The 12,085-nt window shown below is 69.8% G+C and carries 7 protein-coding genes; 4 read left to right on the top strand and 3 right to left on the bottom strand.

Translation table 11 applies throughout. From position 1 onward, the window contains the following. Positions 1-228 precede the first annotated feature (228 nt). Positions 229-1,173 carry a glycoside hydrolase family 11 protein gene (locus AB0M47_RS26465; protein ID WP_363418721.1) on the top strand — a complete coding sequence of 315 codons (945 nt, stop codon included), beginning with the start codon at positions 229-231 and terminating at the stop codon, positions 1,171-1,173. A 62-nt stretch (positions 1,174-1,235) separates the two neighbouring features. On the opposite strand, the gene AB0M47_RS26460 is transcribed toward AB0M47_RS26465, so the two are convergent. Further along, positions 1,236-3,500: a PQQ-binding-like beta-propeller repeat protein gene (locus AB0M47_RS26460; RefSeq protein ID WP_363418719.1), complete on the bottom strand. Its 2,265-nt coding sequence runs from the start codon at positions 3,498-3,500 to the stop codon at positions 1,236-1,238. A gap of 146 nt (positions 3,501-3,646) precedes the next feature. Here AB0M47_RS26460 and AB0M47_RS26455 point away from each other — a divergent pair, with 146 nt between their 5' ends. Next, positions 3,647-5,581 (top strand): hypothetical protein, encoded by a 1,935-nt coding sequence (locus tag AB0M47_RS26455; RefSeq protein WP_363418717.1) that lies wholly within the window; start codon positions 3,647-3,649, stop codon positions 5,579-5,581. A gap of 124 nt (positions 5,582-5,705) precedes the next feature. Here AB0M47_RS26455 and AB0M47_RS26450 read toward each other — a convergent pair whose 3' ends face one another. Further along, a complete protein-coding gene (locus AB0M47_RS26450) occupies positions 5,706-7,748 on the bottom strand; it encodes a hypothetical protein (protein WP_363418715.1) in 2,043 nt (680 codons plus the stop codon). 213 nt (positions 7,749-7,961) lie between these two features. Continuing rightward, positions 7,962-8,867, bottom strand: coding sequence for an RNA polymerase subunit sigma-70 (locus tag AB0M47_RS26445; RefSeq protein WP_363418713.1), 906 nt, complete (start codon positions 8,865-8,867; stop codon positions 7,962-7,964). Between the two features lie 102 nt (positions 8,868-8,969). Between AB0M47_RS26445 and AB0M47_RS26440 the strand changes: the two genes are divergently transcribed. After that, on the top strand, positions 8,970-9,680 hold the full coding sequence (locus AB0M47_RS26440) for a DUF899 family protein (RefSeq protein WP_363418711.1): 711 nt from the start codon (positions 8,970-8,972) through the stop codon (positions 9,678-9,680). Between the two features lie 58 nt (positions 9,681-9,738). Beyond that, positions 9,739-11,931, top strand: a complete 2,193-nt coding sequence (gene katG / locus AB0M47_RS26435; RefSeq protein WP_363418709.1) for a catalase/peroxidase HPI — start codon at positions 9,739-9,741, stop codon at positions 11,929-11,931. Positions 11,932-12,085 lie beyond the last annotated feature (154 nt).

Here is a 12,085-nt window from a genome sequence, read left to right as displayed (position 1 = left end):
CCCAATGCCCGCCTGCGCCAAACAACATCAACAATGGATTCATGATTTCCGGAATCTTTCGGTGCCAGACATCATCAGCCAAGCACCCGACGTCGGTTCACGGCAGCGATGGATGGCTTGACACAGAGCGATTTCGCGGCCGAAAATTCCCGGTAACTTATTGACATATCTCCAGTCGATGCTCACCATGCATCTATCGACAATCGTCGAACAGATAGGTGGGATCACATGCGCAGCAGACTGCTACTCGGGGTAGCACTCGCTCTGGCGACCGCCGTCACCGGCGCGCTGCCGAGCCCGGCGTACGCCGACACGACCGTCACCTCGAACCAGACCGGCACCAACAACGGCTACTTCTTCTCGTTCTGGAAGGACAGCGGCAACGTCTCGATGACCATGGGGGCCGGCGGCCAGTACAGCACCCAGTGGAGCGGGATCAACAACTTCGTCGCCGGAAAGGGGTGGAAGCCGGGCGCCCGCCGGACCGTCAATTACTCCGGCAGCTTCAACCCGTCCGGCAACGCGTACCTGACCCTCTACGGCTGGACGCGTAACCCGCTGATCGAGTACTACATCGTCGACAACTGGGGCACCTATCGGCCGACCGGCACTTTCATGGGCACGGTGACCAGCGACGGCGGCACCTATGACATCTACCGCACCCAGCGCGTCAACCAGCCCTCCATCGAGGGCACCGCGACCTTCTACCAGTACTGGAGCGTCCGGCAGCAGAAGCGTACCGGCGGCACCATCAGCGCCGGCACGCACTTCGACGCGTGGGCGAGCAAGGGCATGAACCTCGGCTCCTTCGACTACCAGATCCTGGCGACCGAGGGATACCAGAGCAGCGGCAGCTCCAACATCACCGTCAGCGAGGGTTCCGGCGGTGGGGGCGGTGGGGGCGGGGGAACGGGCGGTTGCACCGTCACCACCACCCGCTCGACCGAGTGGTCCGACCGGTTCAACGTGACCTTCGCCGTCAGCGGCAGCTCGGCCTGGACGGTCACCATCCGGCTGAACGGCGGCCAGAGCCTGCAGAACAGCTGGAACGCCAGCGTCTCCGGCAGCACCGGTACGCTCACCGCCCGGCCCAACGGCGCCGGCAACAACTTCGGCATCACCCTCTACAAGAACGGCAACAACACCACGCCGACCGCGTCCTGTTCGACCTGATCCACCTCACTCACGAAGGGCGCCCGATGGTCCGGGCGCCCTTCGCGTGACTGCGTCGTCTGCTACCGGCCCACGTCCGACCTGGCGGCGGCGGACACGATGGCGTCCTTCTCGGACCCGGTCAGCACCTTTGTGCGTACCAAATCCTCGGTGACCTGGGCGACGTGCGCGACGAACGCGCCGTGGCCCGGCCAGTCCGCCTCGTCGCGGATGAGGTCGTTGACGGTGCAGCCGCCGCCCGCGTAGCGGTTGGCCACAGTGGAGTCGATGCCGCCGATCGTGACGTGGGCGCGGAGGTCCGAGCCCACGCAGCCGTCCGGTTCCGGCACGTAGCGCAGCAGGTGGGAGCCGTACTGCACGGCGCCGTTGGCCGCCTTGACCCCGTTCCGGAACCACAGATCGCCCTGCGCGTCCTGGGTGAGCCGGTAGGTCTCGGCGTCCCGCAGCACCCGGACCTGCTTCGACAGCGGGTCGATCTGCAGCAGGTTGCCGTCGAGCGAGGCGTAGACGTGCTCGTCGGCCGGGTTGACGACCAGCTCGTCCTGGACGCCCGAGGCCCGGCCCGGGATGTCCTGCCGGTGCACGACCGCACCGGTCGCCGGGTCGAGGATGAACAGCTCGCCGTCGGCGAGGCCCCAGATGAGGCCGTCGGGCCCGGCCACGATCGACGAGATCGAGTCCGCGCCGGGCACCGGGGTGAACTCCGCGAGCTTCTCGCCCGTCGCGAGGTCCGCGGTGAAGACCTTGGCCTCGGTCGCCTTGGGCGTCGTGCCGCCGCCACCGCCGATCGTCGTGCCGGCCCACAGCCGGTCGCCGGCCACCGCCAACGCGATCACGCCCTGGTCCGCGACGATGTCCTTCCTAGTGGTACGCGTGCCGGTGGCGGTGTCGTAGACCGTCAGCGCACCACCCCAGAGCCCGTAGTCGGGGGTACTGCCGATGTAGACCTTCGAACCGTTCGAGGCGAACGCCAGCGGCCGGTTCTGCCCGTCGGGCTGCAACCGGAACAGCTCGCGCGGATTGGTCCCGAAGACGTACGCCTTCGCGGGGTCGTATTCCAGCACGCCGCCGTAGGGGTAGACGCCCTGGTACATCTTGCCGTTCAGCCAGCCGAAGCCGTCGGCCTGGCCGAGCCGCCCGAGGTTGGTGGGCGTACCGGTGGCCGGGTCGAGGACGGACAGGTTCCCGTTGATGTAGAGGTTGGTGTAGATCCGGCCGTCCGGCCCGGCGCTGATGCTGTTGATGTCCAGCGCCTGCGGCGGGAACGGCAGCCGGTACTGCTCACTCGACTTGGTCGCCGGGTCGTAGGAGAAGGCCTGCCCGGCGTAGTTGCCGATGGTGGCGTACAGCCGGTCGCCGAGGAAGCCGAAGCCGATCCCGGCGCCACCGGCGGCCACGGGCGATCCGTTGGCCCCGGTGACCGGACCAGAGGCGTCGGTCTGGACGTCGTACCGCCAGAGCTGGTTCGACGTCGAGGTGAAGTAGACCGAGCGGCCGTCCGGAGCCAGCGGCGAGGTGCCGCGCGAGCTGATCACGAAACCGTCGGCCACGACCACACCGGTGTCGGGGTCGAGCACCAGCGCCTCCAGCTTGCTGCGCTTGACGAACAGCCGTCCCCCGGCCAGGTTGATGTCGTAGGGGTAGCTGGCGTCGCCGCGCAAGGCCGCCGGGAGGATGTCGCGCTTCTCCCCCGTGGTCAGGTCCAGCCGCACGAGGTGCCCGTGGCTGCCGATGGCCGCCCACAGCACGTTGCGGACTGGGTCGACGGCCACGTCGACGGCGTACTGCTCGCCGGGGAACATCGCGCCGTAGTCGCGGAACCCTTCGGACGGCGAGTACGAGAAGACGTGCGCGCCAGGGTAGGTGCCACCGTAGATCCGGCCGTCCGCGCCCGGCCGCAGTCCGTAGAGGACGGTCTGGTCCGGCACCGGCGCGCCGAGGTCGGTCGTGGTCCTGGTCAGCGGGTCGTACGCGTAGACGTGGGCGTTGGGGTAGCTGCCTGCGTACACGGTGCCGTCGGTCGCCTGGGTGATCCCCCACGCGCCGGACGAGTCGGGCAGGTACGCGGTGTCGACCAGTTCCCGGGTGACGGGGTCGACGACGCTGAGCACGCCGGGCGATCCCATTTGGACGCCGTACGCCACCGCACGGTCGCCGGCGGTGCCGTAGTAGGACTCGAACACGGTCAGGGCGGTCTGCTGCACCCCGAAGTCGGTGACGGTTCCCGCGGTCGTACCGGTCGCCGCGGCGTCGGCTGCGGCTGGGGCGGTGATCGTTGCGGCGGCGAGGGCGAGGGCTAATCCACTTCGGACGATACGGCCGGTCATGAGGCCTCCGATCGGGCAAGGGGTTTCGCCGACTCTATTACGGGTCCGTCCGAAACTCCACCACTCGACGTAGCTTCCCGAATGTGGTGAGCTAGATCCTCATTACGGATCAGGCCGAAATTGAACTCACCGTATCGGAGGAACCGTTGCGACGCCGAACCCTGCCCCTGATTCTGACTTCGCTCACCCTGGCCACCTTCGCGATGGCCGTACCCGCCGGCGCGGTGGAGCCGACGGCCACTACCGCTCCGCCCGGGACGGTGACCGATCTGGGTCCCGCCTCCGAGGTCACCTCGGTCAACGGGGCCGAACTGATCGACGGCACCGTCTACACCGCCACCGGCGGCGTCTCGCCGACCATCGTCGGCGCGTACAGCCTCGACAAGCAGACGGTCGACCGGCGCTACGAGCTGCCGACCGGGGGTGGCGCGTGGGCGACCGCCGCCGTCGGCACGGATCTGTACGTCGGCACCTACACCCCCGGTGACCTCTACCGGATCGACACCACCTCGACCACGGTGACCAAGGTCGCCAGCGTCGCGCCCGACTCGTTCATCTGGGCGCTGGCCGCGTCGCCGGACGGCAAGCTGTACGGCGGCACCTATCCGAGCGGCCGCGTCGTGGAATACGACCCGGCGACCGGCAAACTGCGGGACTACGGCGCGGCGGTGGCGGGCGAGCAGTACGTCCGCAGCATCGCGGTGGACGCCACGACGATCTACGCCGGCGTCGGCTCGCACGCCCACCTCATCGCCATCGACCGGGTGACCGGGGCGAAGCGGGAGATCCTGCCGGCCGCGTACGCCGACCGCACGTTCGTCGCCACGCTGGCGCTGGAGAACGGCATCCTCGCCGCCGGGCTCTCGGCGACCGGGACGATGCTGCTGATCGACACCGCCGACCCGACGCGGTACGAGGTCGTGCAGACCGCGGACAACTACGTCACCGCGATCGCCGTCGACTCGGCGCGCAACGACGTCTACTTCGGCACCCGACCGTCCGGCACGCTGCGGAAGTACGACCGCGACACCGGCGAACTCAGCACCCTGGCGATCCCCTACGACGGGGCGGCGTTCGGCCGGATCTTCGTCACCGGCGACAAGCTGCGCGGCGTCGTCACGAACACCGTCGTCACCTACGACCTGACCACCGGCGAGCTGAGCGGGGTCGACCTGACCCAGGCCGGCATGCCGCCCGCGCCGGAGCTGGCCATGGCGATCGCCACCGACGGCCCGCGCGTCTACGTCTCCGGCAAGGCGGGCGTCCAGGTGCACGACCTCGTCGCCGGCACCTCCGAGCGGCGTTTCCTGCCCGGTGAGGCCAAGGCGATGACGCCCATCGGCGGCGACATCTGGATGTCGGTGTACACCTTGGCGTACCTGTTCGAGATGGCTCCGGAAGGTGATCCGGCGCGGGTCGCCGCGATCGGGCACGATCAGACCCGCCCGCTCGACGCCGTCTACTCCCCCTCCGACAAGCTCCTCGTCGTCGGCACCGAACCGGAATACGGCCGCTACGGCGGCGCGGTGGCGCTCTACGATCCGCGGACCGGCGCGCTGGACGCGTACCGGGATGTGCTCACCGACCAGTCGGTGCGATCGGTCACGGTCAAGCACGGCACGGCGTACCTCGGCGGGAGCATCAACAACGGCTTCGGCACCACACCGCGTACGACGGAGGCGCACCTGGCCGGATTCGACCTAGCCACCCGGACCAAGACCTGGGACATCGTCCCCGTGCCCGGCGCCACCCAGATCGTGAGCCTGATCGCCACCGGCAACCGGGTCTTCGGGCTCACCGAGACCGGCGTGCTGTTCGCCGTCGACCCGGCGCGGCGGACCGTCGTCGCGACCACCACGGTGGCGTCCGGCCAAGGGCGCATGGTCCAGGTCGGTGGTGTCTTCTACGGCACCAGTGGCAAGGATGTCTGGCGGTTCGACCCGGCCACGATGACGGCGACCACCTTCGTCGCCGGGCTCAACGCCCAGTGGTACGGCGGATCCGCGCTGCTGACCGCCTCGCCCGACGGGTCCGCGCTGTACGCGCTGCGGGGCCGCAACCTCGTCCGCATCCAGCTCTGACCTCTACGCCGCGCCCTCCCTGGGGCGCTTCCCTTTGGGCGCTGGATCAGGGATCTCGGTCGAATCTTGGGGGAAGATTCGACTCGGATCCCTGATCCAGCGCCCTTCGGCTAGCCGGCTTCAACTAGCTGACGGTGACCCGGAAGACCTCGGGGCCGTCGCCGAGGAACAGCCGCCCGTCCGGGTGCACGGCCAGGAACTCCGCCGAGCGGTCGAGCAGCTGGGTCGGCGTACCGGTGGCCAGGTCGACCTGGAACAGCAGGTGGCCGTTGACCAGTGCGTACATCACGTTGCGGGTGGCGTCGTAGCCGAGGCGGCCCCGGCTGTCGGCCACGCCGGGCGCGAGCTGGATGCGCTGCACGACCGTCCGCGAGGCGACGTCGACGGCGAACAACTGCCCGCCGGCCAGACCCCACAGCCGTCCCGCGCCGTCCAGGGCCAGCGCCGGAATCGCGGTCGCGCCGGGCACCGGGATGAACTCGAACGCCTTGCTGTCACTGGCGACGTCCCAGCCGAACAGCCGCGCCTCGGTCTGGGTGGGCGGCGGCACGCTGTAGCCGCCGTCCTTCGACGTGCCACCCAAGATCAGACCCGACTGGTACGCGAGACTGACGATCGAGGAGTCCGTCACGACCGGACGGTGCACTGTGGAGGCACCGGTCGCCTTGTCCACGATGGCCAGCACCCCGCCGAGCGTGGTGTTCGGCATCGTCCCGTACGCCACCTTGTCCCCCGCGTCGGTCAGCGCCCGGGCGCGTACCTGGTCGTAGGACTTGAGGTCGAGGAGCTTCACCGGGTTCTCCGGCGTCCCGGCCGGACCGGGCGAGTACTCGGAGCTGCTCCACGCCTTGCCGAGGTCGTAGCGGTAGAGCCGCGAATCCGGGTACGCCCCCAGGTACACCTGGTCGCCGACTTCCAGGACGCTCTCCACCTGGGAGAACCGCTGGAAGTCGGCCTTGCCGGTGTCCGGGTCGATCTTGGCGAGCCCGCCGTTGAGGTAGCCGCCGGCGTACACGGTGCCGGAGGCTCCCGCGCTCAGCGCGGCGAGCGGGATCGGCTCGCCCGGGACGTCGGTCCGCACGACGTCCGACCGGCCGGTTACGGGGTTGTACCGGAACATCTCGCCGCGCCAGAGCAGGCCGACGAGCGTACGCCCCGGCCAGTCGCGGTCGGCCAGCGTCACCCAGCCGATGCCGCGGTTGTTGACCACGCGCCCGGCGAACGACAGCCCGGTGTCGACGAACTTGCGGGTCGCCGGCTGGTATCCGGTCAGGTGACCGGCGCGGGTGAGGTAGACCATCCCCTTCGGACCCGGCTCGGACACGTCGAGCCCGGCGACGTCCGGGATCAGATCGGTCCAGCGACCGGCCCGGGTGTCATAGACGCCCAGCTGGCCGTTGATGGCCGAGCCGTACCGGGCGTACACCCGGCCGTCGTACGCGTTGAGGTCGTAGACCGTCAGACCGGTGCCACTGGCGAGCCCGTCCGGCAACGGCAGCTCCCGGCGCGTACCGGTGACGGCGTCGATCTCGAACAGATGGGCGTCCGGCTGCGTACCGGCGTAGATCTTGCCGTCCGCGACCGCGAGGCTGCGGGCGTACTGCACGCCCGGCAGCACCTGGCCGTAGTCGCGGGTGGCGCCGGTCGCCGGGTTGTACGCGAACACGCGAGCCCCGGGATAGGTGCCGCCGTAGACGATTCCGGCCGAGTCCACCGACAGCCGCCAGATGTATGACTCGGACGGCAACGGGCGGCCGAGGTTCTCGATGGGGCTGTTCTTGCCCGGCTTGCGCCGGTAGAGGTCGCCCGTGCCGTACGCGCCGACGTAGATCGTGCCGTCAGGGGCGGCCGCGACCGCGTACGAGCCGGGTGCCCCGGTCAGTTCCTGCACGGACACCGTGGTTCCGGTGGCCGGGTCGATCGCGGCGAGATGGGCCGGTTCCCCGGAGACGGCCGACCAGAGGACCGGCCGTCCGTCCGGACCGGGCGCGACGATGCCGCCGATCATCAGCACGTCGCGCAGCGGGATGCCGAGGGAGTCGACGGTGACCGCCGCCGCGGCCGTGACCGTGCTGGTGGGACTGGCTTGCGCGGCCGGCGGGCCGCCGAGGGTGAGGGCTGTCGCTGCCACCGCCGCGAAGGCGGTGAACCGGCGAACGAGGGACATGAGGGTGCCTGCTTCCTGCCGGTAGGGCCGGCGGCACATGCCGTCGGCTCGGGTTGAGGGCTTTTCCGATATCTGCCGTACGGAGCTGGCCGCAGGTGATCTGTGCACGTGATCGCCATTACGGCCCTGGCCGTAATCAGACTAACCGCCGGACGCAGACCTGTCGATCATCAGCGGGCAGGCGACGGCCGGCGGGCGAACCGCCGACAGCGGCTAGTCCAGCAGGCGAGGTAGGCCGAACGTGGTCACGTGGCGGCCGCCGACGAACGCGTTGACCTCGGCGATCCGCCCGTCCACGATGCGGAGGACGTCGACGACCAGCGCGTCGTACCGCGATCGACCCGGTTGGCACAGATAGTTCGCCGCCGCCGCCCGGCCGTTCGCCGCGACGGGGAACGTCCGCCAATCGAGCGGCCGGGTGAGGAAGGCCGCCACCGCGTCGCGCCCGATCACCGGCTCGTCCGGCGGCATCGTGAGGCGTACGTCGGCGGCGAGGAGTTCCCGCATCTCGTCCGGATCGGTCGTGCTGAGGTAGCGGCTCAGGATCTCCTTGTCCGCCTCGGTCAGGTGCGGCCGCCGCCAGTCCGCCGGGTCGGCTGGGGCGTGGCGGCGTACGGTCTCGCGGGCCCGCTGAACGAGACTGTTCGCGGCCGGGACCTCGACCTCCAGCGCCTCGGCGATCTCGGCCGGGGTCCAGCCCGACACGTCCCGGAGGACGAAAGCGGCCCGCTGCCGAGGCGGCAGATGCATGAGGGCGGCGATGAGGGCCAGCTCGACGATCTCGGCACCGGCCTGATCCGCCTGCGGATCGCCGTCGAGCAGGGTGTCGGGATACGGCCCGATCTCGGTGCACCACTCCAGCGCGTCACCGGCCGGCTGCGTACGCCGCTCGGCCGCCTTGCGGCTGTCGAGGAACACATTGGTCGCGATCCGGTAGAGCCAGGTCCGGACGGACGCGCGACCCTCGAAGGCGTCCCGCGCCTTCCACGCTCGCAGGAACGTCTCCTGCACGAGGTCGTCCGCGTCGGCCACGTTCCCCGCGAGGCGATAGCAGTGCGCGTGCAGCTCACGGCGGTGATCGTCGTACGCGCCCGTCAGCCAGTCGCCGGAGCCGGTCATCGTTCCACGGTAGCGGTCGGCCGACCTCGATCCATGACAGTCCGATGACGGTTGCCGTCGTGTGTCGTCAGTACTCGGGACAGACCCACTTGAGGAGGAACGATGACCGCACTGCCCGAGATCGTCGACCGCGAGATCTGGCTGGAACAGCGCGCCGAGCTGCTCGTCCGGGAGAAGGCGCACACCCGGGCCGGTTCGGCGCTCGCGGCCGCCCGGCGACGGCTGCCGATGACCGAGGTGGACGGGACCGTCGAGCTGACCGGCGTACGCGGGCCGACCCGGGTGCTGGACATGTTCGAGGGGCGTGATCAGCTCCTCGTCTGCAAGCACATGTGGAGTCTCGGCCGGCCGTTCGAGGACCAGTGCCGGGGCTGCACCGCGACCGTGTGGAACTTCCAGGACGCGACCTATCTGGAGGCGCGCGGAGTCACCTTCGCCGTCTGGTGCCAGGGCCCGTACGCCGAGTTCGCGCCGTTCCGGGAGTTCATGGGGTACCAGGCGCCCTGGTATTCGGTGCACGGCGTCGACGCGCCCGGCATCTCCGACGGCTGGATCACCTGCTACCTGCGGGTGGGCGATCGGGTCTTCCAGACCTACGAGACCGACGGGCGCGGGGTCGAGGCGATGATGCCGGCGCTGCAACTGCTCGACCTGACGGTGTACGGGCGGCAGGAGGATTGGGAGGACTCCCCCGAGGGCTGGCCGCAGGACCCGGCCCAGAGCTGGTTCCGGCGGGACGGCCGCCCGATCCCCCAATGGAAGGTGCTTAAACCCGTCGTGGAGGAAGCCTCACCGGTAGACTTTGTGCGTTAAGTTGACTTGTTCCAGTTAAATCCGTTTCATGCGGTGATCCGCCACCTCGGAGGAAGCAATGAGCGACACCCACGGCAGCGAGAGCGAGAACCCGGCCATCGACTCGCCTACGCCGAAGACCGGCGGCCGTCCGCGTACCAACCGGGACTGGTGGCCCAACCAGCTCGACCTCTCGGTGCTGCACGCCAACTCGTCCAAGAGCAACCCGCTGGGGACGGACTTCAGCTACGCCCAGGAGTTCGCCAAGCTCGACGTCGAGGCGCTCAAGCGGGACATCACCGCGGTCCTCACCACCTCGCAGGACTGGTGGCCGGCCGACTTCGGCCACTACGGCGGCCTCATGATCCGGATGAGCTGGCACGCTGCGGGCACCTACCGCATCCAGGACGGGCGCGGCGGCGCGGGCGAGGGCGGCCAGCGGTTCGCCCCGCTCAACAGCTGGCCGGACAACGCCAACCTCGACAAGGCCCGGCGGCTGCTGTGGCCGGTCAAGCAGAAGTACGGCCAGCAGATCTCCTGGGCCGACCTGCTCGTGCTCGCGGGCAACGTCGCCCTGGAGTCGATGGGCTTCCAGACGTTCGGCTTCGGCTTCGGCCGCGAGGACGTCTGGGAGCCCGAGGAGATCTTCTGGGGACCTGAGGACGCCTGGCTGGGCGACGAGCGCTACGTCTCCGAGAAGGAGATGATCGGCGGAGTCGGCGCGACCGAGATGGGCCTCATCTACGTCAATCCCGAAGGCCCGCAGGGCAACGGGGACCCGGCCGCGGCCGCGCCGTTCATCCGCGAGACGTTCCGCCGCATGGCGATGAACGACGAGGAGACCGTCGCGCTCATCGCCGGCGGGCACACCTTCGGCAAGACGCACGGCGCCGGGGTCGCGGCCGACCACGTCGGCCCGGAGCCCGAAGCCGCTCCACTGACGGCGCAGGGACTCGGCTGGCTGAGCACCAACGGCACGGGCAAAGGCGCCGACACGATCACCAGCGGGCTGGAGGTGACCTGGTCGGACCGGCCGACGCAGTGGAGCAACCGGTTCTTCGAGATCCTCTTCGGGTACGAGTGGGAGCCGTCCACGAGTCCCGGCGGGGCCAAGCAGTGGGTGGCCAAGACCACCGACGCGATCGTTCCCGACGCGTACGACCCGGCGAAGAAGCACCTGCCGACGATGCTCACCACCGACCTGTCGCTGCGCTACGACCCGGCGTACGAGCAGATCTCCCGCCGGTTCCTCGCGAACCCCGACGAGTTCGCGCTGGCCTTCGCCAAGGCCTGGTACAAGCTGCTGCACCGGGACATGGGGCCGGTCAGCCGCTTCCTCGGACCGTGGGTGGCCGAGGCGCAGCTGTGGCAGGACCCGGTGCCGGCGGCCGACCAGCAGCTCGTCGGCGACGCCGACATCACCGCTCTGAAGGCGAAGGTGCTGGAGTCCGGGCTGTCCACAGCGCAGCTGATCTCGACCGCGTGGGCAGCCGCCGCGAGCTTCCGGTCCACCGACAAGCGCGGCGGCGCCAACGGCGGCCGGCTCCGCCTCGACCCGCAGCGCGGCTGGGAGGTCAACCAGCCGGCCCAGCTGGCGACCGTCCTGTCCACTCTGGAGGGCATCCAGCAGGAGTTCAACCAGGCGGGCGGCGTGCGGATCTCGCTCGCCGACCTGATCGTGCTGGCCGGTACGGCGGCTGTCGAGAAGGCCGCCAAGGACGCCGGAGTTCCGGTGACCGTGCCGTTCCGGCCGGGGCGTACCGACGCGACGCAGGAGCAGACCGACGTCGAGTCGTTCTCGGTCCTCGAACCGCGGGCCGACGGATTCCGCAACTACCTGCGGCCGGGCGAGAAGACCATGCCCGAGGTGCTGCTGATCGACCGGGCCTTCATGCTCGGCCTGACCGCGCCCGAGATGACCGTCCTCGTCGGCGGCCTGCGCGCGCTCGGGAACAACGTCGGCGGCAGCACGCACGGCGTCCTGACCGACCGGCCCGGCGTGCTCACCAACGACTTCTTCGTCAACCTGCTCTCGCCGGGGACGAAGTGGCAGGCGTCGGCCTCCGACGACCAGGTCTACGAGATCCAGGACGTGGGCACCGGCCAGGTGAAATGGACCGCCACCGCGGTCGACCTGATCTTCGGCTCCAACTCGCAGCTGCGGGCGCTCGCCGAGGTGTACGCCAGCGAGGACGCGCGCGAGAAGTTCGTCCGCGACTTCGTGGCGGCCTGGACGAAGGTCATGGAACTCGACCGCTTCGACCTCGCCTGACCCGGCTTCACGGCCGGACCGCCGCGCGGCCGGACCGCCGCGCGGCCGGACCGCCTCGCCGCCGGACCGCCTCGCCGCCGGACCGCCTCGCGGCCGGACCGCTTTGGCGCTGGATCAGGGTTCCAAGTCGAATCATGCGCCAAGATTCAGATCG

Source organism: Hamadaea sp. NPDC051192 (assembly GCF_040682475.1).
Classification (GTDB): domain Bacteria; phylum Actinomycetota; class Actinomycetes; order Mycobacteriales; family Micromonosporaceae; genus Hamadaea; species Hamadaea flava.
Note: the sequence above shows the minus strand (reverse complement) of the source record. Positions and strands in the feature narration are given on the sequence as shown.